The sequence below is a fragment of the Pseudomonas sp. genome, assembly GCF_030683065.1.
GTDB lineage: Bacteria > Pseudomonadota > Gammaproteobacteria > Pseudomonadales > Pseudomonadaceae > Aquipseudomonas.
The window spans coordinates 40,795-63,230 of the sequence record NZ_JAUXMX010000020.1 but is presented as its reverse complement, the minus strand read 5'-3'; the positions used below and the strand labels follow the sequence as shown (position 1 = coordinate 63,230).

General features: G+C 61.8%; 15 protein-coding genes. 9 read left to right on the top strand and 6 right to left on the bottom strand.

What is annotated here, in order from left to right:
• Positions 1-161 precede the first annotated feature (161 nt).
• A complete protein-coding gene (locus tag Q8K09_RS04690; RefSeq protein ID WP_305253821.1) occupies positions 162-401 on the top strand; it encodes a YheU family protein in 240 nt (79 codons plus the stop codon).
• Positions 402-597: 196 nt separating this feature from the next.
• On the opposite strand, the gene rlmKL is transcribed toward Q8K09_RS04690, so the two are convergent.
• The gene (rlmKL, locus tag Q8K09_RS04685) at positions 598-2,871 is read right to left on the bottom strand and encodes a bifunctional 23S rRNA (guanine(2069)-N(7))-methyltransferase RlmK/23S rRNA (guanine(2445)-N(2))-methyltransferase RlmL (RefSeq protein ID WP_305253820.1); all 2,274 of its coding nucleotides are present in this window, start codon (positions 2,869-2,871) and stop codon (positions 598-600) included.
• A gap of 440 nt (positions 2,872-3,311) precedes the next feature.
• On the opposite strand from rlmKL, the gene rmf reads away from it, so the two are divergent.
• Positions 3,312-3,527 carry a ribosome modulation factor gene (gene rmf, locus Q8K09_RS04680; protein WP_305253819.1) on the top strand — a complete coding sequence of 72 codons (216 nt, stop codon included), beginning with the start codon at positions 3,312-3,314 and terminating at the stop codon, positions 3,525-3,527.
• A 161-nt stretch (positions 3,528-3,688) separates the two neighbouring features.
• Here rmf and Q8K09_RS04675 read toward each other — a convergent pair whose 3' ends face one another.
• Together Q8K09_RS04675 and Q8K09_RS04670 are read right to left on the bottom strand one after the other, a co-directional pair.
• Positions 3,689-4,717, bottom strand: a complete 1,029-nt coding sequence (locus tag Q8K09_RS04675; protein WP_305253818.1) for a quinone-dependent dihydroorotate dehydrogenase — start codon at positions 4,715-4,717, stop codon at positions 3,689-3,691.
• A 111-nt stretch (positions 4,718-4,828) separates the two neighbouring features.
• Positions 4,829-5,050: a DUF2835 domain-containing protein gene (locus tag Q8K09_RS04670; RefSeq protein ID WP_305253817.1), complete on the bottom strand. Its 222-nt coding sequence runs from the start codon at positions 5,048-5,050 to the stop codon at positions 4,829-4,831.
• 150 nt (positions 5,051-5,200) lie between these two features.
• On the opposite strand from Q8K09_RS04670, the gene Q8K09_RS04665 reads away from it, so the two are divergent.
• Positions 5,201-6,106 (top strand): DUF6685 family protein, encoded by a 906-nt coding sequence (locus Q8K09_RS04665; RefSeq protein ID WP_305253816.1) that lies wholly within the window; start codon positions 5,201-5,203, stop codon positions 6,104-6,106.
• Between the two features lie 158 nt (positions 6,107-6,264).
• Here the strand turns inward: Q8K09_RS04665 and Q8K09_RS04660 are convergent, their stop codons facing one another.
• A complete protein-coding gene (locus Q8K09_RS04660) occupies positions 6,265-11,118 on the bottom strand; it encodes an NAD-glutamate dehydrogenase (RefSeq protein WP_305253815.1) in 4,854 nt (1,617 codons plus the stop codon).
• A 529-nt stretch (positions 11,119-11,647) separates the two neighbouring features.
• Between Q8K09_RS04660 and Q8K09_RS04655 the strand changes: the two genes are divergently transcribed.
• From Q8K09_RS04655 to Q8K09_RS04630, 6 genes are all read left to right on the top strand, one after another.
• Positions 11,648-12,607 carry a MoxR family ATPase gene (locus tag Q8K09_RS04655; RefSeq protein ID WP_305253814.1) on the top strand — a complete coding sequence of 320 codons (960 nt, stop codon included), beginning with the start codon at positions 11,648-11,650 and terminating at the stop codon, positions 12,605-12,607.
• Between the two features lie 143 nt (positions 12,608-12,750).
• On the top strand, positions 12,751-13,635 hold the full coding sequence (locus Q8K09_RS04650) for a DUF58 domain-containing protein (protein ID WP_305253837.1): 885 nt from the start codon (positions 12,751-12,753) through the stop codon (positions 13,633-13,635).
• Positions 13,632-14,126 (top strand): DUF4381 domain-containing protein, encoded by a 495-nt coding sequence (locus Q8K09_RS04645; protein ID WP_305253813.1) that lies wholly within the window; start codon positions 13,632-13,634, stop codon positions 14,124-14,126. Before Q8K09_RS04650 ends, Q8K09_RS04645 begins: the two co-directional genes overlap by 4 nt.
• Positions 14,119-15,150, top strand: a complete 1,032-nt coding sequence (locus tag Q8K09_RS04640) for a VWA domain-containing protein (RefSeq protein WP_305253812.1) — start codon at positions 14,119-14,121, stop codon at positions 15,148-15,150. The genes Q8K09_RS04645 and Q8K09_RS04640 overlap by 8 nt, the downstream gene beginning before the upstream one ends.
• Positions 15,147-16,886, top strand: coding sequence for a VWA domain-containing protein (locus Q8K09_RS04635; protein ID WP_305253811.1), 1,740 nt, complete (start codon positions 15,147-15,149; stop codon positions 16,884-16,886). Before Q8K09_RS04640 ends, Q8K09_RS04635 begins: the two co-directional genes overlap by 4 nt.
• Positions 16,883-18,529: a BatD family protein gene (locus Q8K09_RS04630; protein WP_305253810.1), complete on the top strand. Its 1,647-nt coding sequence runs from the start codon at positions 16,883-16,885 to the stop codon at positions 18,527-18,529. Before Q8K09_RS04635 ends, Q8K09_RS04630 begins: the two co-directional genes overlap by 4 nt.
• Positions 18,530-18,631: 102 nt before the next feature.
• Here the strand turns inward: Q8K09_RS04630 and ligA are convergent, their stop codons facing one another.
• Complete coding sequence (gene ligA, locus Q8K09_RS04625) at positions 18,632-21,010, bottom strand: NAD-dependent DNA ligase LigA (RefSeq protein ID WP_305253809.1); 2,379 nt, start codon at positions 21,008-21,010, stop codon at positions 18,632-18,634.
• Positions 21,011-21,503: 493 nt separating this feature from the next.
• Entirely contained in the window at positions 21,504-22,331 is an 828-nt protein-coding gene (gene zipA, locus Q8K09_RS04620; RefSeq protein WP_305253808.1) for a cell division protein ZipA, read from the bottom strand.
• Between the last annotated feature and the right edge of the window lie 105 nt (positions 22,332-22,436).

The window sequence follows — 22,436 nt, the reverse complement described above, 5'->3', positions numbered from 1 at the left end:
GAGATCGCAGAAGCCGTGCGACCTATACGGTGTCAGTAAGCGGCAAACGGAAAGCCGCTCTGGCGGCTCCCAACACTACGCTGCTAGTGGCCGTAATCTGCGGCATGGCCAGCACGTCCAAGGCGCGTTAGCATCGCCGCTGCGTTCTGGAGAAACAAACCGTGCTAATCCCTGCATCCCTGCTCGAAGCCGACACCCTCACCTCCCTGATCGAGGACTTCGTCACCCGCGAAGGCACCGATAACGGCGACGAAACCCCACTGCAAACCCGTGTGCAACGGGTGCGCCACGCCCTCGATAAAGGCGAAGCCGTCATCGTCTTCGATCCGGAAAGCCAGCAATGCCAGCTGGCATTGAAACGCGATGTGCCCAAGGAGTGGCTGCAAGCGCTCAGCGACTGACAGGCGTATCAGCCTTTCTGGCTTGGAGCCTAGGCCGGCGATCCGTTCGGAGCGCAGCGACAACCCGCCAGCTTCTGTACCGCACTAATAACCCTGGTGCACTGCCTGCGGATCGCAGACTGCTCGAGGTAATGGGTCGGCGCCTACTGCGTCACGCCAAGACGACCGTAGTAGGCGTGCGTTTTTCCAACAGCGCTCAGCCTTGGGTGGTCAGACGCCAGGCACGGTGGATTTTCGGGTTACGGGCAAAGTCCGGATCCAGGGTCGTGGCGCTGATGTCCTCCAAACCGTAACGTGCCGCCAGCCCCTCATCAAGCTCGAACTTGCGGAAGTTATTGGAGAAATACAACACGCCGCCCGGTGCCAGGCGCGCCATGGCCAGGTCGAGCAACTGCACGTGATCGCGTTGGATATCGAACACGCCCTCCATGCGTTTGGAATTGGAGAAGGTCGGTGGGTCGATGAAGATCAGATCGTATTCGCCACGATCCTCTTCCAGCCAGACCATCACATCGGCCTGCTCCAGCTTGTTCTTGTCAGAGAAGCCATTGAGCGACAGGTTACGCCGCGCCCAGTCCAGGTAGGTCTTCGACAGATCGACGCTGGTGGTGCTGCGCGCGCCGCCCTTGGCCGCATGCACGGTAGCCGTGGCGGTGTAGCAATACAGGTTGAGGAAGCGCTTGCCGGCGGCCTCTTTCTGGATGCGCAGACGCAGCGGGCGGTGATCGAGGAACAGTCCGGTGTCTAGGTAATCGGTGAGGTTGACCAGCAGCTTTACGCCACCCTCGCTGACTTCCAGAAACTGACCCTGGGTCGCCTGGCGCTGGTACTGCTTGGTGCCAGCCTGGCGCTCGCGGCGCTTGATGATCACCTTGTTCTTGTCGACATTCAGCGCCTGCGGGATCGCGGCTATGGCGTCAAACATACGGGCTTTAGCTTTTTCAGGATCAATTGACTTGGGGGCGGCATATTCCTGCACATGCACCCAATCACCATACAAATCCACCGCCATGGAGTATTCCGGCATATCGGCGTCGTACAGGCGGTAACAGTCGATGCCTTCGCGACGCACCCACTTGCCCAACTGTTTCAGATTCTTTTGCAGGCGATTGGCGAACATCTGCCCGCCTTCACTCAGGCGCGCCAGCTCGACCACTGGAGCGGGTACGGGGGCCGGCTTGAGCGGATTGCCGTTCTTGTTGTACTGACGCTCCAGCGGCTCAAGCGGGGACTTGTCGGCTTCGGCCTGTTCACGCTCACGCTCGCGCTGCTCCGGGGTACGCCGCTCACCGGTAACAAACTGCTCCGGCTGCACCTTGATCAACAGCAACTTGCACGGCAAGGCACCATTCCAGAAGGCGTACTGCTTGTGGCTGCGAATACCCATACGCTTGCCCAGATCCGGCGCGCCGGTAAACACCGCCGCCTCCCAACCCATGCATGCCTGACGCAGGCGTTCGCCGAGGTTCTGGTAGAGATACAGCAGGCTGGCCTCTTCGCCCAGGCGCTCGCCATAGGGTGGATTACAGATAACCAGACCTTTCTGGTTCTGATCGGGCCGCGGCTCGAAGGTCGACAGTTCGCCCTGATAGACCTTGATCCAGTGGCTCAGACCAGCCCGCTCGATATTGTTGCGCGCGGGCTGAATCAGGCGCGGGTCAGCCTCGTAGCCACGGATCCACAACGGCGGTTTGGCCATGCCTGCGGCGGCGCGTTGCTCGGCTTCGGCGTGCAGCTTCTTCCACAAGGCCGGTACATGACCCAGCCAATGACTGAAACCCCACTGCTCGCGGTTGAGGTTTGGCGCGATGTCGGCGGCAATCATCGCGGCCTCCACCAGGAACGTGCCGACGCCGCACATGGGGTCGGCCAGCGCACCACCCTCAGCGGCGATGCGCGGCCAGCCGGCACGCAGCAGAACCGCCGCGGCAAGGTTTTCCTTCAATGGTGCAGCGCCCTGCTGCAGGCGATAACCACGCTGATGCAGGCTGTGCCCGGACAGGTCGAGGGAAAGAATCGCCTCGCCGCGATCCAGGCGCAGGTGCACGCGCATGTCCGGGTTGAGCTTGTCGATCGATGGCCGCGTGCCGTCCTTCTGCCGCAGTTTGTCGACGATGGCGTCCTTGACCTTCAACGCACCGAAGTGGGTATTGTCGATTCCCGAACCATTACCGCTGAACTCCACGGCCAGACTGCCGGTGGGTTCCAGGTGCTCGAACCAGTCGACCTCCAGCACACCCTCGTAGAGGCTTTGGGCGTCCTGAATCGGGAAGCGCTTGAGCACCAGCAATACCCGGTTGGCCAGGCGCGACCACAGGCACAAGCGATAAGCCGTCTCCATACTGGCAACACCCCGAATGGCGGACGTATGCTCGCGCGCCTCCTCGAGCCCTAGGTTGCCGGCTTCTTCAAGCAGCAAGCCTTCCAGGCCCTTGGGGCAAGTGAGAAAGAGTTCGTAACGATCCGACATGGGAATATCCAGTGCCTAAGGCAGTAAACGGCAGGTGAGCGAGTCAACACAGCCAAAATAAGTGACAAAACGTCGCAAGGCGACCCTTCATCGGAATAAACAAAGCATCCAGCCGCGATTAATTCGCAGTGGCAAAACACCTACACACACGCTGCAAACGCCCGCATCATCGGTGGTAGCCGCAAGAAGCCGGGCCTTCTGCGCGACGCCTTATGGCTTGATCAGCAAAACTGTTACTTCCTTATGACAAAACGATCATTCACATGCATCCAAGCATTAGATAGAAATCTACCCAGGCTTTTGTCGCAACGACAAAAGCACGAGGAAGAACCGCCACGCCGGCAGCGGACTTCTCCTCTGGCAGAATCTTTCTGCCTGACCTCGCGACGAGGTCGCCGAGGTCTAAGGGACATTACAGTCAACGTTGAGGGCAATACCCGATGAGAAGACTAAAGCGTGATCCGTTAGAAAGAGCTTTTTTGCGCGGCTACCAATACGGCGTCCATGGCAAATCCCGAGAAATGTGTCCATTTACACTCCCTTCAGTACGTCAAGCCTGGTTGAACGGCTGGCGCGAAGGTCGCGGTGACAACTGGGACGGACTGACCGGCACCGCCGGCATCCACCGACTTAACGAACTTCACGCTGTCGGCTAACTCACTCAAGGACTCTACCGACTTCATCAAGCACGCCCCATCCGGGCGGCGGGCGAGAGCCCAGGGGCTCCTTCAGGGAGCCCTTTTTATTGCCGGCCCTACCAACCCTCGCTGTAGCAGCGGCTTTAGCCGCGAACCCTTCGCCGCACACCTCGCGTCGCTTATCCCTTGCGCGGTAATCCGGCAATCGCATCCACCGCTTCGCGAATCAGCGCCGGGCCCTTGTAAATGAACCCGGAATAAATCTGTACCAGGCTCGCTCCAGCGGCGATCTTCTCGCCTGCGTGCTTGCCTTCAGTGATGCCGCCTACGGCAATGATCGGTAAACGCCCAGCCAACTCAGCAGCCAGAACCTTGACGATATGGGTGCTCTTGTCGCGCACGGGTGCGCCGGACAAACCACCAGCCTCATCGCCGAACTCAAGACCCTGAACACCTTCACGGCCCAGGGTGGTATTGGTGGCAATCACTGCATCCATACCGGCCTCGACCAGCGCCTTGGCCACTTCGACGGTTTCTTCATCGCTCATATCCGGGGCGATCTTGATTGCCAGTGGCACGCGCTTACCATGCTGGCGGGTCAGGTCTTCCTGACGCAGGCGCAAGGCTTCGAGTAACTGCTTGAGCGAATCGCCGAACTGCAGGCTACGCAGGCCGGGGGTATTCGGCGAGCTTACGTTGACCGTGACGTAACTGGCGTGGGCGTAGACCTTGTCCAGGCACAGCAAGTAGTCATCCACCGCGCGCTCGACCGGCGTATCAAAGTTCTTGCCTATATTGATCCCCAACACACCTTTGTATTTAGCCGCCTGCACCCTGCCCAGCAGATGGTCGACACCCAGGTTATTGAAGCCCATGCGGTTAATGATGGCCTCAGCCTCTGGCAAACGGAACAGCCGCGGCTTGGGATTGCCCGGCTGCGGGCGTGGCGTCACGGTGCCGATCTCGACAAAACCAAAACCGAGCTGAGCGAAACCGTCGATCGCATCGCCATTTTTATCCAGGCCGGCAGCCAAACCGACTGGATTGGCAAACTCCAACCCCATCACATTGACAGGCAAGCTGGCCGGCGCCTTGCTCAGCAGGCCATTAAGCCCCAGACGCCCACCCGCGCCGACCAGGTCGATAGTCAGCTCGTGAGAGGTTTCCGGGGAGAGTTTGAACAGTAGCTGGCGGGCCAGGGTATACATGGGCAGGCTTAGCTCGATAATGGTGAATTCGCAAAGGCGCGATTATACAGGCAGGGGGGACAGCTAGCGAGCGAAGGTGGACGGCAACACCCGCTGAAACGGCACGCCACATCAGCTCAGGCGGCGCAGGCTGAGCAATTGGCCCGCCTGATTAAACTCCAGCTCGAAGCAGCCGTAGACGCCTTCATGAGTCAGAAAAGGCCTGAAGTGATGGGCCGGTACACTGACCCGTCTACCGTCACGACTCTGCACCAGAATACGGTTGGCCCGCCCCTGATAGACCGCCAGCATGCGCTCGGCAGATAACGCGAGATCAAACAGTAGGCTGGCCATACTGACACCTTGGTAATTGAGTGCAGCAATCTTGCCACAAGCAACCCTCAAGCCCAGTGCAGATCCTGCCATTCTGCTCAGCAAAGCCTGTGCAACGGCCTTGCAGCTCTGCCACACTTGTGTAGATGTCAATGGAGTTCGCACCCGCTTATGAGCCTGTTCGGCCCGCCCGCTTTTTTCAGCTCACGCCTTGCCGCTCTGATCCAGCGGCTGGGCGGCACTAACCGCGCGTCGCGTTTGATACTCGAGCGTGCCAGTCGCCTGCACCTGCCCTTCAATGCCATGCCTGCAACCCGCGACAGCATCTGCTGGCTAGAGGGCCCACCATTGCAGCGCCTGGTTGAACTGCCTCGCGGCGCCCTGTCCGGTCCCGTACAGGAAGACAAAGCCCAAGCCCATGCCGTACTGATCAAAACCGTCGAAGTACAACAGCAGCGACTGGAGTCGTTCGACCTGCGCCTGATCGACGGGCTGAGCAGCTGTGACCCTGAGCAGACCTGCTTCACCCGCCTTGAGGATTATGCCGCCAGCGAAGCCTGCCGCCAGGTGCGCATTATCAGCTATAAAGACTTTGTCAAAACCATCAGCCTGGCCTTGCCGCGCTTTCTGACTGGCGAAGCCATCAGCCTGCGCCAGGCCAGCTGGCATGGCGATCGGGTGTTCTGGGCTGGAGAGCAGCACAGCGAAGCCTTCGCCTGCGCCGTAACCTATGCCCGCCGTCGTCAACTGGAAATCAGCCTGCCCGCAGAGCTGTCACGCTACCGCCTGAGCAGCAGCGGCCTGACCCAGCTGCAACAGCGCTATCACGTTCTGGCCATGCCAAGCGCGGCCTGGAGCGACCCTGCATTCATGAGCCTGCTGCTCGATAGCGGCCTGCCCTATGCCCGGCTATCACTGCTACGCACCCCGGACGCGCCGGAGTTTCTCCTGCTACCCAAACACTCTGCCGAGGCCACCGCACTGGGCGAAGGCCTGCGCCTGGCAGGCGCACCAGATGTGGTGCTCTACCTGCAGGGGCTGGCGGCACAGGACGTCAAAGCAAGCCCTACACCCTAACCGCCCCATCGCCAACACCCCGCAATCCTCTGCGGGGGTGGCTTTAGCCGGGCGGTCATCGAGTAGGTAAACCGAACAGCGCCATACCAGGCGCGCACTTAGCAAAAAGCCCCGCACTAGGCGGGGCTCTGGTTCAGCTCAGATCTAACTCAGGACAATCAGACGCCGCGCTGGGCGCTTTGTGCAAGGTCCATTAACTCGCGGTTAGCGACCGCATACATGGCGTAATCGCTGCCTGTTGCCGCACGCAAATCACCAAGCATGGCTTTCCAGCGATCAACTAGCCGACGGTGCTGATCCAACCAGACCACCACCCGCGCGTCGATCTCCGCAGGCCCCTCAACCATCTGCAACACCGACACAGTGATTGCCCGCTGCTGCCAGTCCAGATCGTCGCGGAACGCTTCTCGCGCCAAGGCCTGCCAGTTACTTTCTACCGACAGACCGGTGATCTGCTGCAAGTACCAGGACAGTTCCAATGCCCCGCCAACCGCGAAGTAGGACGCGGCAACCCGCGCCGGCTCCTGGGCGGTGACATCCGAGGCCTCGATGATAGGTAGCAGGGTGTACAGATGACTGGTCCCAGCCACCATACGCGCCAGCACCTCAGGCACACCGGCCTCGACATACGACTGGAATCGCGCCAACCACTGCTCACGCGCCGGACCTTCGAGCAACTCATCAAGGCTCATGGCCAGCGATTCGATGCGCGGTGCGAAATGCGCCACGTCACGCGCCGCATCCAATTCATTGCGGCGGCTACGCAGGAACCAACGAGTGGCCCGGCGTCCAAGACGCATCAGCTCATCCATCATTTGCAGCTGCAGTTCGGCCGGCACCTGGTAATCCAGCGCCTCGATCTGCTTCCACCAATGCGGCAGGCGGAACACATCGCGCACAATGACATAGGCACCGGCAACATTGGCCGAACTCATGCCGGTGGATTCCTTCAAACGCTGTACGAAGGTGATCCCCATGTGATTGACCAAGTCGTTGGCAATCTGCGTACTGACAATCTCGCGCTTGAGGCGATGACGCCGCATCTGCTCACCGAACTTCTGCGCCAGCAGCGGCGGAAATGCAGTTTCCATCTCGCGTTCCAGGTATTCATCGTCCGGCACCTGGGACTTGAGCAGCGACTCCTTGAGGTCGATCTTGCTGTAGGAGATCAACACCGCCAGTTCCGGACGAGTCAGGCCCTGGCCTTTGGCGGCACGTTCGTTGAGTTCATCGTCGGACGGCAGAAACTCCAAGGCACGATCCAGCTTGCCAGCCGATTCCAGCGCAGCCATCACACGCTTGTACTCACCCTGACGCTCACGGGCGCGGCGCTCGGACAGCGACAGCGCCTGGGTCTGCTTGTAGTTGTTGGCCAACACCAGGCCGCCCACCGCGTCGGTCATCTCGACCAGCAGCTTGTTGCGCTGCTTGCCGGTCATGTCGCCTGCGGTAACGATCTCGTTGAGCAGGATCTTGATGTTCACTTCATGGTCGGAGCAATCCACCCCGGCGGCGTTATCGATGAAGTCGGTATAGCTCGCCCCGCCATTGAGGCCGTACTCGACGCGCCCCAGCTGGGTCATGCCGAGGTTACCGCCCTCGCCCATGACTTTTGCCCGCAACTCGCGACCGTCGACGCGCAACGCATCGTTGGCCTTGTCGCCAACATCGGCATGGCTTTCATTGCTCGACTTGACGTAGGTGCCGATGCCGCCGTTCCAGATCAGGTCAACCGGCGCCTTGAGCAGCGCATTGAGCAGTTCGTTCGGTGCCAGCTTGTCGGCACTGATATCGAAACGTCGCTTCATCTCTGGGCTGATGGCAATGCTCTTGGCGCTGCGCAGGAAGAGTCCGCCGCCTGCCGAAATCAGCGCAGTGTCGTAATCAGCCCAACTTGAGCGCGGCAGATCGAACAGACGCTGGCGTTCGACAAAGCTCTTGGCCGCATCTGGATTAGGGTCGATAAAGATGTGCAGATGATTGAAGGCGGCGACCATCTGCAGCTTGTCGGACAGCAGCAGGCCGTTGCCGAACACGTCACCGGCCATATCGCCGATGCCGATCACCGTGACGTTGTCCTGCTGCACATTGATGCCGCGCTCGCGGAAGTGGCGCTGCACCGAAACCCAGGCACCCTTGGCGGTAATGCCCATGCCCTTGTGGTCATAGCCGGCCGAGCCGCCAGAGGCGAAAGCATCACCCAGCCAGAAGTCATAATCGGCAGCGATGCCGTTGGCGATATCGGAGAAGGTCGCGGTGCCCTTGTCAGCGGCGACCACCAGGTATGGATCGTCCTGATCGTGACGCACCACGTTGGCCGGCGGCACCACCGCACCGTCCTTGAGGTTGTCGGTGATATCGAGCAGGCCGCTGATGAATATCCGGTAGCAGGCAATGCCCTCGGCCATGATCTCATCACGCGAGCCACCTACCGGCATCCGCCGTGGCAGGAAGCCGCCCTTGGCACCCATCGGCACGATGACCGCGTTCTTCACCTGCTGGGCTTTAACCAGCCCGAGCACTTCGGTGCGGAAGTCCTCTTCACGATCCGACCAGCGCAGGCCGCCACGGGCCACATCACCGAAGCGCAGGTGCACGCCTTCAACACGTGGCGAATAGACGAAAATCTCGAACTTGGGCGTCGGCTTTGGGATGTCCGGAATCGCCCGCGGGTTTAGCTTGAAGCTGAAGTAGGACTTGCTCTGCCCCGCAGCGTCGGCCTGGTAGAAGTTGGTGCGCAGGGTGGCCTTGATCAGGTCCAGGTAACGCCGCAGGATGCGGTCTTCGTTGAGCACCGCGACGTTGTCCAGCGCAGCCAGAATGGCCTGCTCCAGCTTCTGCTGCTTGCTCTCCAGGTCTTCGGCGCCGAGCTTGCGCGCCAGGTAGAAGCGCGTCTTGAACAGCCGCACCAATTCCTTGGCGATGTTGGCGTGGTTGACCAGGGTGCTGGCGATATAGCCGAGGCCGAAGCCCAGGCGAATCTGTTTCAAGTAACGCGCGTAGGCACGCAGCAGCGCCACATCACGCCACGGCATGGCTGCAGTCAGCACCAAGCGGTTGAAGGCATCGTTCTCCGCGTCGCCGCCGACGATGTGGACGAAGGCGTCCTGCAGAGTGTCGTTGAGCTGCTGGATATCGACATCCAGGCCTTCGGCATAGGTGAAAGCGAAATCGTGAATCCAGAACTCGCGGCCATTCTGCTGATGCAGACGGTACGGGAACTCACCAAGCACGCGCAGACCGAGGTTTTCCAGAATCGGCAGCACGTCCGACAACGGCAACGGTGTGTCGGCGTGGAACAGTTTGCAATGCAACTGCTGGCCGGACTGGGCCAGCGGCTGATAGAAACTCATCACCAGAGGCCGATCGCTGCTCAGGCTGAGCAGGTGCTGCATGTCGACCACCGCCGAATGCGGGGCGAAACGCTCGCGGTAACCGGCCGGGAAGCCACCGGGGAAATCCGCCAGCACATTGGTGCCCTGGGCTTCGCCGAAGCTTTCCACCATCAGACTGACGTAATCGTCTTTCCAGGAACGGCAAGCCTGGATCACTTCCTTCTCCAGGCGAACCGGGTCGATCAGCAGCTTGTTCTTCGGGTCGACGCGCAGAATGAACTGCACTCGCGCCAGCACCGATTCGGAGAAGAAGGTCCAGAATTCGCAATCGGTAGCTTGCAGGCGCTCCATCAACACCTGCTGGATTTTCATCCGTGTCTCGGTCGAATAGACATCGCGCGGCACATAGACCAGGCAGTAGCAGAAACGGCCATACGGATCGCGGCGCAGGAACACGCGAATCTTGTTGCGCTCCTGAATCTGCACGATCGCCATGGCGGTATCGCACAACTCATCGACCGGAGTCTGGAACAGGTCGTCACGCGGCAGCACTTCCAATACCTGAGCCAGCTCCTTGCCCAAGTGCGCCTTGCTGTCAAACCCTGCACGCTGCTCGATTACCGCCACCTTGCGGCGAATATAAGGGATGCTCCACACGCTCTTGGCATACGCCGCCGAGGTGTACAGCCCCATGAAGCGGCATTCCTTGATCACCCGGCCATTGCTGTCCAGCTCACGTATCGACACCAGATCAGGGTAGGCCGGACGGTGTACGCGGCTCGGCACCGCAGCCTTGGCGAAGGACAACAGCAACGGCTCGCGCAGGTAGCTTAGGGCTTCCGGCTCAATGCTCAGGTCCTCATCTTTGAGGCCGCTGCGCAAATGCTTGGACAGACCGAGCAAGGACTGTTTGTCATAGACGATGGTGCCACCTTCCGGCGCATCGACCACGGTGAACTCTTCATAGCCAAGGAAGGTGAAGTGGTCATCCATAAGCCAGTTGAGGAAAACCTTGATTTCCTCGAGCTCAGCAGCCTCGACATTAAGTTTTGCACTGCCCAGCCAGGCCAGTACTTCCTGAGCCTTGGTCTTCATGGCCGTGAAGTCAGCCACACTCAGACGCACTTCAGCGAAGACTTCACGCAGGGCTTTTTCCAGAATGCGCAGTTCGCCGGCGCTGGCACAGCGATCGATTTCCAGGAACATCAGCGCTTCCTGCAGCACGCCTTCGCCCTGGGTGCCCTTGGGCAGGATTTCCAGCAGCTCGCCCTGTTTGTTGCGGCGTACGCTGAACACACTGTTCTGCAGGGTGTGGATGCTGTAACCACGGCGGTTCAGCTCCATACGCACCGAGTCGACCAGAAACGGAATATCGCCGCGCAGGATTTCCAGGGCGGTATGGGTCGACTGCCAGCCGTGCTTTTCGTAATCGGGGTTGAAGGCGCGAATTTCAGTCTTGCTGTGATCGAAACGCTGCAACAGGTGCCAGGATGACAGGGTGCAGCCGACCAGGTCGGAAAGCCGCCGCTGGGTAAGTTCGTCAAGCGCGATGATGCCGAAGAATTGCTCGGCGAACAGCGCGACTTGTGGCAATGCTTGTTCACTGACGTGCTGCGCCAGGGCCGCTTGCAGTTGATGCTGGAAGTCGGCTTTGCTGGCCGCCGTAAAGAACGCCATGGTTGAGCTCCATTTGGCTTGTGATTCGATTAGCAGGCTTAGGGCAGTCGCGAGTCTTGGACTTGCGCCACAACATTAGTACACATGGCAACTGAACGCTTGCCCCTAAGGTTATGGCGACATCATCGACTCGCTGGTCACATTTGCTGCATGAGCTTAACGATGGAACACCTTACAGCGCTTGCCGCGCTGCGACATTTTCTTTCAACCAGAAACACCGCCTGGAAGAATTCGGTCGAATGCAGGCGGTCATGCCAACTGCGCCAACCAATCGATACCGCAGTGCTCGCCTACTACCCGCAAAAACCGACACCCCTGCAGGACGACGAGGGTCGCGCAGGCTGAGCCTGCAGTGATTCCCATCACCGCACCGGGGAAAATCAGCAACCACGGCAACCATCAATAATGGACAGGGTTCACGTCGCTCGGCACCCAGCAAACACCACGCATGGCAGGCCCCTCTTCGATGCATTAAAGTGTCACCCTGCTGTGGCGACCAGCAGCCAATCCCGCCAGGAATAAACCTACGATGGAACACCGTGAAGCGCTTCTCGCGCTGCGAACTTTTCTCTCAACCCAGATCCTCGGCCAGGAAAAACTGATTGACCGGCTACTGATCGCCCTGCTCGCCGATGGACACATGCTGGTCGAGGGCGCGCCCGGGCTGGCCAAGACCAAGGCGATCAAGGAACTGGCCGAAGGTATCGAGGCGGAGTTTCATCGCATTCAGTTCACCCCCGACCTGTTGCCCGCCGATATCACCGGCACCGAGATCTACCGGCCGGAGACCGGCAGTTTCGTGTTCCAGCAGGGGCCGATCTTCCACAACCTGGTGCTCGCCGACGAGATCAACCGGGCGCCAGCCAAGGTGCAGTCGGCGCTGCTCGAGGCCATGGCCGAGCGCCAGGTCAGCGTAGGTCGCAGCACCTATGAGCTGTCGCCGCTGTTCCTGGTGATGGCCACGCAGAACCCGATCGAGCAGGAAGGCACCTACCCGCTGCCCGAAGCCCAGCTCGACCGCTTCCTGATGCACGTCAAGATCGGCTTTCCGGATGCCAGTGTCGAGCGCAAGATCCTCGCCCAGGCTCGCGGCGAAGCGCTGCATGGCGAAACCAAACCCGAGCACCGGGTCAGCCAGCAGGCGATCTTCGCCGCACGCAAGGAAATCCTCGGCCTGTACATGGCCGATGCCGTGGAGGAATACCTGGTGCAACTGGTGATGGCCTCGCGCACCCCAGGCAAGTTCGACCCGGAGCTGGCGGAGTGGATCGCCTATGGCGCCAGCCCGCGTGGCTCGATTGCCCTGGATCGTTGCGCGCGCGCCCATGCCTGGCTGGCCGGGCGCGAATTCGTCAGCCCGGAAGACATCCAGGCGGTGCTGTTTGACGTGCTGCGCCATCGCATCATTTTGTCATTCGAGGCCGAAGCAGCCGGGATCGACCAGGACCGGGTGGTGCAACGCATACTCGATGTGGTGGCGGTCGCCTGATGCCCAGCGCCCACCTAGCCCGGATGCACGCCGGGAATCAGCGCGCAACGCGCCCGGATCGCCTTCGGGCGACATGCTGAGCCGCCGTGCACAACCTGCCCAGCCAACCCGGCGTCCGGGTCAATCTCGCCGAACTGATCGAGATGCGTCACCGCGTGCGCGAGGTGCAGTTGTTCTCTACCCCGGCGCAACGCAGCCCGCTGATCGGCTTGCACCATTCCAAGCTGCGCGGGCGCGGCGTGGACTTCGACCAGGTGCGGGTGTATCAGGCTGGCGACGACGTGCGCACCATCGATTGGCGGGTCACCGCACGCACCCAGGAGCCGCACACCAAGCTGTTCCACGAGGAGCGTGAGCGGCCAATTTATATCCTTGTGGAGCAGAGTCCGCGTCTGTTTTTCGGCTCGGGACTGATGTTCAAATCAGTGCTCGCCGCCCAGGCGGCCAGCCTGATCGGCTGGGCTGCACTGGGTCACAATGACCGTATCGGCGGCCTGGTGTTTGGCGATCAGGAGCAGCACGAAATCAAGCCCCGGCGCAGCAAGCAGAGTCTGCTGCAGCTGCTCAATCGCCTGGCCCGTGCCAACCAGGCGCTGCACGGCGAAGGCCAAGCCAACCGTGACAGTTTTGGCCTGGCCCTGCGTCGCGCCCGCGAAGTCCTGCGCCCCGGCAGCCTGGCAGTGATCATCTGCGATGAGCGCACCCTGAGCGACAGTGGCGAACAGCAGTTGATCCTGCTGGCCCGGCACACCGACCTGTTACTGCTGCCGATCTGTGACCCGCTCGACCATGCCCTGCCGGCCGCCGGCTTGCTGCGTTTCGCCGAACGCGGCGCGCAACTGGAGCTCGACACCCATGACGCGGGCCTGCGCCAGGCCTACCGCGCCCAGGGCGAGGCACGTCAGGCGCGCTGGCAACGCCTGGCGCAAAAGCTCGGCGTGCCCTTGCTGGCGCTGAGCACCCAGCGTGAGATGATTGAACAACTGCGCGACCACCTCAACGCGCAACGCCCCGGTAAACGGCTATGAACCCGCTGGATCAGCTCGAACCCCTGATCGCCCCGACGCCGATCGGCTGGTGGCCGCCCGCGCCAGGCTGGTGGCTGCTGGCCGTGCTCGTGCCACTGCTATTCTGGGGGCTGACTCACCTGCTGCAACGCTTACGGCGCACGCCTAGCCGGACTGCCAGCGACAACACCCTCGACCCACTGCGGGTAGCCGCCCTGACAGAACTCGAACAACTGACAAAGCCCTACGACGGCGTACCCGCGGGCCCCTGGTTGCAGCAACTCAATGGCCTGCTCAAACGCCTGTGCCGCCAGCACTACCCGCAAAGCCACAGCCACACCCTGAGCAGTCGCGGCTGGCTGGCGTTTCTCGACAGCCGCTGCCCGGCGGCCGGCCTGACCCGCTGGATGATTCTGGTCGAGGGCGCCTATAAACCGCACTGCACACTCGATGACAAGGCCATCGAGGGACTCAACCAGGCGGTCGCCATCTGGATTCGCAAGCATGTTTGAATTCGCCTGGCCCTGGATCATCCTGCTCGCGCCACTGCCCTGGTTGCTGCGCCTGCTGCTGCCGGCGGCGGACAGCGGCGAGGCGGCGCTGAAAGTCAGTTTCCTCGGCGAGCTTGAGGGGCTGGCCGGGCGTCGCGCGCGGGTCAATCTGCCGGGCTGGCGACAGCAAGCGCCGTTCGCCCTGCTCTGGTTACTCCTGCTTACTGCTGCTGCCCGCCCGGAGTGGGTCGGCGAACCACTACCGATACCCGCCAGCGGCCGCGACCTACTGATTGCGGTAGATGTATCCGGTTCCATGGCCTACGCCGACATGCGCTGGGAAGACCAGGAAGTCGACCGCCTGACCCTGGTCAAACACCTGCTGGGGGATTTCATCGAGGGCCGTCAGGGCGATCGCGTCGGTCTGATCCTGTTTGGCAGCCAGGCCTATCTGCAAGCGCCCTTGACCTTCGACCGACGCACCGTACGCACCTGGCTCGACGAGGCGGTGATCGGCATCGCCGGCAAGAACACCGCCATCGGCGATGCCATCGGCCTGTCGGTCAAGCGCCTGCGCGAGCGTCCCGCAGAAAGTCGTGTACTGGTGCTGGTGACCGATGGCGCCAATACTGGTGGTGAGATTGAGCCGATGATTGCAGCACGACTGGCCGCCGAGGAGGGCATCAAGATCTATCCAATCGGTATTGGCGCGGACCCACAACAAGGCGGGATCGCCGGCCTGTTCGGCCTCAACCCGGGTCTGGATCTGGACGAACCAAGCCTGCGCGCGATAGCCGATGCGACCGGCGGCGAATACTTCCGCGCCCGTGACGGCGAAGAACTGCGCGCCATTGAGCAGCAACTCGACCGACTTGAGCCAGTGGCGCAACAGCCGACCCTGGCCCGTCCGGCGCGCGCCTTATACGCCTGGCCACTGAGCGCCGCATTGCTGCTGAGCATGTTACTGGTGGGCCGCGAACACTGGCCGCCACTGCGCCAAAGGCTACGCCAATTGGCACAACGTCCCTGGCGGAGACAGCCATGATCGAAGACTGGCTACTGGCTTTATGGCCCCACTGGTTACGCCCTTACTGGCTGCTCGTAGTACCGCTGCTGGCAGGGTTGCTCTGGCAACTCTGGCACCGGGAAAAGCGTGCCGGGCGCTGGCAACTGTTACTGCCGCCTGCGTTTCATGCAGCGCTGCTGAGCGGCGGCCAGGGTCGTGCCAGCCGCCTGCCGTGGATTGCCCTGGGACTGGCCTGGCTGCTGGCCTTGCTGGCACTGCTCGGACCCAGCTGGCAACGCCTGGAGCAGAGCAATCTGAAACCTGCCGACCCGCTGGTAGTGCTCCTCGAACTGACCCCACAGATGCTCGCCAGTGACAGCCCGCCCAACCGCCTTGAACAGGCCAAACGCAAGCTGCTCGACCTGCTCCAGGCACGCCGCGATGCGCAGACCGCAATCGTCGTGTTTGCCGGTAGTGCTCACACCCTGGTGCCGCTATCAGACGACCTGGCCACCAGTCGCAACCTGCTTGAATCACTCGCGCCCTCGATCATGCCCGAGCCAGGGCGGCGTGCAGACCTGGCACTAAAAAAAGCCCTGCAACTGCTCGAACAGGGGGGCCAAGGCCAAGGCCGCATCCTCTTGATCGGCAGTGGCCTGGATCAGCAGGAGCGTCTCGGCATCAGCCAGGCACTCGGCAATCGCGGCGTGCGCCTGCACATGCTTGGTATCGGCAGTGCCGAGGGGGCGCCTATCGTTCAAGAAAACGGCTCATTTCTCAAAGATGCCCAGGGCGCGATCCTCATCCCGCGTCTCGATAGCGCCGACCTCGACCGCTTCGTCCGGCAGATCGGCGGACGTTACCGTCAGGCCAGCCTGAATGACCGCGACCTGCACGGCCTCGGCCTGCTCGACCCGCCCCAGCAACTGCGCAGCGACGGCGAACAGACGCGCCTGCAAGCCTGGGCCGACCAGGGCCACTGGCTGCTCCTGCCGCTGTTGCTGCTGGCCGCCTGCGCCGGGCGTCGTGGCTGGCTGTTCTGCCTGCCTCTGGTGATGCTCGGCGTGCCGCAAACCAGCTACGCTTTCAGCTTTGACGACCTCTGGTGGCGCGCCGATCAACAAGGCCAGCGTCTGCTTGAGGCGCAACGCCCAGACGAAGCTGCCGCACGCTTCGCCGACCCCCAGTGGCAGGGCCTGGCGCTCTACCAGGCGGGTAATTACCCGGCTGCGGCCGCGCGCTTCGTCCAAGGCGACAACGCCATCGCCCACTACAACCGCGGCAACGCTCTGGCCCGCAGCAATGAACTGGAAGCTGCCCTTGATGCCTACGGTCAAGCCTTGGAACTTCAGCCCGACCTGCTCCCGGCGCAAACCAACAAGGCCCTGATCGAACAGCTGCTGCAGCAAAACCAAGACGAACAGAGCCAGCAGCAAAAGTCGCAGCCACAAGCGGACAACGACTCAACACCGCCACCACAGCCACAGATAGGCTCAACCGAACCGGCTGCGGACAACCCGCCGCCCGCACCCGACCGATCCCCGGAACAGGCCCCCGGCCAACCCACTCCCGACGATAGCGACGCACCGACGCCCAGCGAGCCGGACGATAACCTGCAGGGCGAAGAACAGATCGCCAGTACCGCACTGCCCCTCGGTGATGAGCGGCGTCAGTCTCTGGAACAATGGCTGCGGCAAATTCCCGATGAACCGGGCGAATTGTTGCGACGTAAATTCTGGTACGAACAGCAACAGCGTCAGGAACAGACCCAATGACCCGCCTGCTTTGCACACTCCTCGTCAGCCTGCTGGCATTCCAAGTCAGCGCGCAAAGTTTCACCGCGAGTATCGACCGCACTCGCCTGAGTGCCAGCGAGACCTTCGAGTTGACCCTCGAATCCGACGATGCCACCCAATTCGGCAAGCCCGATCTCAGTCCGCTCGAGACCCTGTTCGAGATGCTCGGCAGCCGTCAGGTCAACCGTTTGACCTCGCTCAACGGCGAGTCCCGCGCCATCACTCGCTGGATCATCACCCTGCAACCGAAACAGAGCGGCTACGTAATCGTACCGCCGCTGAGCCTGGGCGAGCTGCAAACCCTGCCACTCACCCTGCACGTTCAGGAAGCCAACGCCGACAACGCGGCCAGTAAGCTGGCACCGGTCTTCATTGATGCCAGCCTCGATCAGCCCAGCGTCTACGTCCAGGCACAAAGCGTACTAACCCTGCACATTTACCACTCCGTATCGCTGTATGACGACAGCAGCCTGAGCCCGTTGGAAATGCCCGACGCTCGCATCGAACAGCTCGGTGAGCCGCGTACCTATGAAAAAGACATCAATGGCATCCGCCATGGCGTGATCGAACTGCGCTACGCAATATTCCCCCAGCGCAGCGGCGAACTGATCATTCCCGCCCAGGCGTTCAGCGCCACCCTGGTCGACAGCGCCAGCCGCAAGGACGTCCAACCCTTCGGCCAACGCCCCGGCAAGGTGGCACGGGTCAAGTCACCGGAAATCCCCCTGACAGTCAAAGCCAAACCCGCAGGCTACCCCGCCGATGCCTCCTGGCTACCGGCCCGCACGCTGAGCCTGACAGAAGTCTGGAGCCCGCAACCAGACGGCGCCAAGGTCGGCGATTCGCTGACCCGCAGCCTGATGCTCAAGGCCGACGGCCTGTCCAGTGCACAACTCAACCCCTTGCCCGCCACCGCAGTCAAAGGCCTACGCCGCTACCCGGATCAACCGCAACTGGCCAACCAGATCAGCGACAGTGGCGTGATCGGCAGCCGCGAGGAGCGCGAAGCCCTGGTGCCCAACCGCAGCGGCCAGCTTGAGCTGCCAGCGGTAGACATCATCTGGTGGAATACCGTCGAAGATCGCCTGGAGCGCACCAGCCTGCCACCACGCAGCCTCGAAATTTTGCCGGTGCCAAGACTTGAAAGCGCGCCCGCGCCCAGCGAAATGCCGAGCCCGATGTGGGTGCAAGGCCCGCCGTTGTGGCCCTGGCAACTGAGCAGCGGCATCTTGACCATCACGACCCTGCTCGGTTTTGGCCTGTGGTGGCATGCCCGTCGCCAGCCAGCCATCGCCCGCGCCAGCCAGACCGGCCCCAGCCCGCGCAGCCTGCTCGACGACCTCAAACGCGCCTGCCTGGCCAACGACTCGCAAGCCACCCGCCACGCCCTTGACGCCTGGGCCCGCCAGCAACCGGAAACCCTGGCCGAAATGGCCGCCCGCTTCGTGCCGCTGTCCGACGCCCTGGACGGCCTGAATGGCGCGCTCTACAGCGAAACCGGCCAGCACTGGCAAGGTGAAGACCTGTGGCTGGCCATTCGCACCCTGCCCAGCAACCAAGCCGGCACCACGACTGCCACCGCTCAGGAAACCAGCCCACTGCCACCGCTGTACCCGCGCTGAACTGCAGGGTTTCACCCAAGCGCAACCCGCTTAAAAACCCACAGCATCACGCCGGGTCAAGGAACGCCGCCTGGTCACGCCGGCAATAGCTGTAGCTCGGCTTCAGACAATTACAGCGTAATCCGCCATCAGCGCGACGAACTGCGCTTCGTCCAGCACCCGCACGCCCAGCTCGCTGGCCTTGGCCAGCTTGGAGCCGGCGCCTGGCCCGGCAACCACACAGCTGGTCTTGGCCGACACCGAGCCGGCCACCTTGGCGCCCAGGCTTTCCAGTTTGTCCTTGGCGATGTCGCGGCTCATGATTTCCAGGCTGCCGGTCAGCACCCAGGTCTGCCCGGCCAGGGGCAGGCCTGAGATGGCTTTCTTCTCGCTCTGCCAATGCATGCCGAACTCGCGCAACTGCACCTCGATGGCGCGGGCATGCTCGACATGGGCCGGCTTGGCAAAGAACTCGCGCAGTGCCTGCTTGCCTTTCTCGTTGAGGCCCTTCATCACGCTGAGTTCCAGCCAGTCCTGGCTAAGCTCGATCGCCCGTTCGAGGCTGCCGGCCTTGTCCGCCAGGTTCTTCGCCCCGGTGACGGCGATGCCGGCGATATTCAGCTTGTCGAGCAGGCCCGCCAGGGTTGCGCAGCCCGCGAATTCTGGATGCACCTCGCCCTCCTCCTGCAGCTCGATACCGCGCTCAAGCAACTGGGCAATCACCTTGCGGTTGTGTTCGTCGCGGAAAAAGCTGTGAATTTCATAGGCGACTTCCAGGCCGACATCCGGCAGGTAGGTCAGCACTTCCGGCAGCGCCTGCTCGATACGCTGCAGCGAAGCAAGGGCGCGGGCCAGCACTTTGGCGGTTTCCACGCCGACATCGGGGATACCCAGGGCATAGATGAAGCGCGCCAGGCTCGGCTTGCGGCTATCAGCGATGGCCGCCAGCAGGTTATTGCTCGACAGCTCGGCAAAACCATCGAGACCGACGATCTGCTCGAACGTGAGGGTGTACAGATCCGCCGGCGAACTGACCAGGCCTTCATCGACCAGTTGCTCAACGCTCTTCTCACCCAGGCCATCAATGTCCATGGCGCGCCGCGAGACGAAATGGATGATCGCCTGCTTGAGCTGGGCCGCGCAGGCCAGGCGGCCGACACAGCGGTAGATCGAGCCTGCGCTGAATGACTCCTTGCCCTTGCTGCGCTTGACCAACTGGGTGCGCTCGACGTGAGAGCCGCATACCGGGCAACTCTCGGGAATCTGCACCGCGCGTGCATCGGCAGGACGCCGCTCGACCACCACCTGCACCACCTGCGGAATCACATCGCCGGCACGGCGGATGATCACCGTATCGCCGATCATCAACCCCAGTCGCGCCACTTCGTCCATGTTGTGCAGGGTCGCATTGGAGACCGTGACGCCCGCCACCTTGACCGGTTTCAAGCGCGCCACCGGGGTAACGGCACCGGTACGACCGACCTGAAACTCGACATCCAGCAGCTCGGTAAGCTCCTCTAGCGCCGGGAACTTGTGGGCGATGGCCCAGCGCGGTTCACGCGCACGAAAACCCAGTTCGCGCTGATAGGCCAGGTTATTGACCTTGAACACCACGCCGTCAATTTCATAGGGCAGCGCATCGCGCTTCTCGCCGATGGCGCGGTAATAGGCCAGGCACTCTGCGACGCCCTTGGCCAGTTTCAGCTCGTTGCTGATCGGCAGGCCCCAGCCCTTAAGCGCCTGGAGGATGCCGATATGGCTGTCCGGCAACTCGCCCTGGACCTGGCCAATACCGTAGCTGCACAGCTGCAGCGGACGACTGGCAGTGATCTTCGGGTCGAGCTGACGCAGGCTGCCGGCTGCGGCGTTGCGCGGGTTGGCGAACGGTTTGCCACCGTTCTCCAGTTGCCGCGCGTTCAACGCCTCGAAACCGGCTCGGGAGATGAACACCTCGCCGCGCACTTCCAGCACCGACGGCCAACCGCTGCCCTGCAGCTTGAGCGGAATATTGCGGATGGTGCGCACATTGACGCTGATGTCCTCGCCGGTGCTGCCGTCGCCACGCGTGGCGCCGCGGACCAGCAGGCCATCACGATACAGCAGGCTGACGGCCAGGCCGTCGAGCTTGGGCTCACAGCTGTACTCCACCTCGGCGCCGCCGCCGAACAAGTCACCGGACGGCAGGTCCAGGCCCTCGCGCACCCGACGGTCGAAGTCCAGCAGGTCGGCTTCCTCGAAGGCGTTGCCGAGGCTGAGCATCGGCACTTCGTGTTTGACCTCACCGAAGGCGCTCAATGCGCTACCGCCAACACGCTGGGTCGGCGAGTCCGCCGTCACCAACTGGGGATACTCCGCCTCCAGCGCCTTGAGCTGGTTGAACAGGCGATCGTACTCGGCATCCGGCACACTTGGCTCGTCGAGTACGTAATAACGGTGGTTGTGTGCATCAAGCTCGCTACGCAATTGGACGATGCGCTCGGCGGCAGTTTGGATGACGGGCATAATTCACAAGCCGTAGCAGCAGGCGTGAAGCTGGAGGCGGTTGCCAGGGAGTTCCGGCACGGGCGTCCAACTTAACCTTTGGTTGATATTCAGGCGCAGGATTCTAGCCGTTTGCAGGCGGACCTGCCTTGGCTATCTGAGCGCAAGGCTTGCACCGCGCAACAGCGGTCAGTCGGCGGGAGCCGAAAAACCAAAAACATCGCGCCGGAGCGGCCCTGCGCAAACACCGCCGCCGTGGGAGCGGCTTCAGCCGCGAAGCTTTTGCTCTGCCCCGAATGTGCCGGATCGCGGAGCATCCGGGCTGCGCGCCCAGGTGGAGCGCAGGCAGCAGCGAGGCCTTGCCTTGATGGCGAACCGCACCTGTTCGCGGCTGAAGCCGCTCCTACAAAGAGCAGCAGGCAGCGCATTGATCGCTCCCACGCCCAGCGTGAAAAAACAAAACCCCAAGCCAAGCGCGCGGCTTGTAGCTTGGGGCTTATTCTTTGCAGCCGGCTTAACGCTTGTTGGTCAACTGCTTGCGCTCATACTCGACAATACGCTGGCGGTAATGCTCGATAGTTTGCGCGGTCATTACACTGCGCTGGTCGTCTTTGAGTTCGCCGTTGAGCTCGTGAGCCAGCTTGCGCGCGGCAGCGACCATCACGTCGAACGCCTGTTTGGGATGACGCGGCCCCGGCAGCCCCAAGAAGAAGCTCACTGCGCGAGTGTTAAAGCCTTCAATATCATCAAGGTCGAAAGTGCCTGGCTTGAGCGCATTCGCCATGGAGAACAACACTTCGCCATTCCCAGCCATGCTTTCGTGCCGATGGAAAATATCCATTTCGCCAAAACGCAGGCCACTTTCCAGAATATTCTGCAACAGCGCCGGGCCCTTGAAACCATCATCGTCGCGAGCGACAACATTAATCACCAGCACTTCTTCGACCGGCGGCAGTTCTTTACCCGCGCTGCTCAGATTGTCCTTGCGCGTTTCAGCCACGCCCTCGCGTACCGGATTAAGCAGCGTCGGCACCGGCTCATCCGTATCCAGATTGAGGTCACCCTGGTGCGGTTCGCCGCTGCGGTGGCGACTCAGTTCGCGAGCGCTCATCGAGGGCAGATCAAGTTCGTCCAACGACGGCTCGTGGTGGCGGTCGATAACCCGCGGAGTGCTGAGCAAACCTGGGTCGCCATCGGCTTCCGGCAGATCGGCAAAACTGCGATCGAGTTTAAACTTCAACTTGCCTTTGCCACCGCGCATGCGCCGCCACCCATCGAACAAGATGCCAGCGATCACAATAATGCCGATGACTATCAGCCATTCGCGCAGACCGAATTCCATGAAGTACCTTGACCCTTAATTGAAAATTGTATGAAAGAAGGCATCCTGCCCTAACTGCATCAACTGTAAAACGTGGTGCCAACTCCATGTTCTGGCAGGCGTTTT

Coding starts and splice junctions, on each gene's coding strand:
- Q8K09_RS04640 (WP_305253812.1), top strand. CDS start 14,119: ATGTTTGAATTCGCCTGGCCCTGGATCATCCTGCTCGCGCCACTGCCC.
- Q8K09_RS04645 (WP_305253813.1), top strand. CDS start 13,632: ATGAACCCGCTGGATCAGCTCGAACCCCTGATCGCCCCGACGCCGATC.
- Q8K09_RS04630 (WP_305253810.1), top strand. CDS start 16,883: ATGACCCGCCTGCTTTGCACACTCCTCGTCAGCCTGCTGGCATTCCAA.
- rmf (WP_305253819.1), top strand. CDS start 3,312: ATGAGAAGACTAAAGCGTGATCCGTTAGAAAGAGCTTTTTTGCGCGGC.
- Q8K09_RS04635 (WP_305253811.1), top strand. CDS start 15,147: ATGATCGAAGACTGGCTACTGGCTTTATGGCCCCACTGGTTACGCCCT.
- zipA (WP_305253808.1), bottom strand. CDS start 22,331: ATGGAATTCGGTCTGCGCGAATGGCTGATAGTCATCGGCATTATTGTG.
- rlmKL (WP_305253820.1), bottom strand. CDS start 2,871: ATGTCGGATCGTTACGAACTCTTTCTCACTTGCCCCAAGGGCCTGGAA.
- Q8K09_RS04675 (WP_305253818.1), bottom strand. CDS start 4,717: ATGTATACCCTGGCCCGCCAGCTACTGTTCAAACTCTCCCCGGAAACC.
- Q8K09_RS04665 (WP_305253816.1), top strand. CDS start 5,201: ATGAGCCTGTTCGGCCCGCCCGCTTTTTTCAGCTCACGCCTTGCCGCT.
- Q8K09_RS04660 (WP_305253815.1), bottom strand. CDS start 11,118: ATGGCGTTCTTTACGGCGGCCAGCAAAGCCGACTTCCAGCATCAACTG.
- Q8K09_RS04670 (WP_305253817.1), bottom strand. CDS start 5,050: ATGGCCAGCCTACTGTTTGATCTCGCGTTATCTGCCGAGCGCATGCTG.
- Q8K09_RS04655 (WP_305253814.1), top strand. CDS start 11,648: ATGGAACACCGTGAAGCGCTTCTCGCGCTGCGAACTTTTCTCTCAACC.
- Q8K09_RS04650 (WP_305253837.1), top strand. CDS start 12,751: ATGCGTCACCGCGTGCGCGAGGTGCAGTTGTTCTCTACCCCGGCGCAA.
- ligA (WP_305253809.1), bottom strand. CDS start 21,010: ATGCCCGTCATCCAAACTGCCGCCGAGCGCATCGTCCAATTGCGTAGC.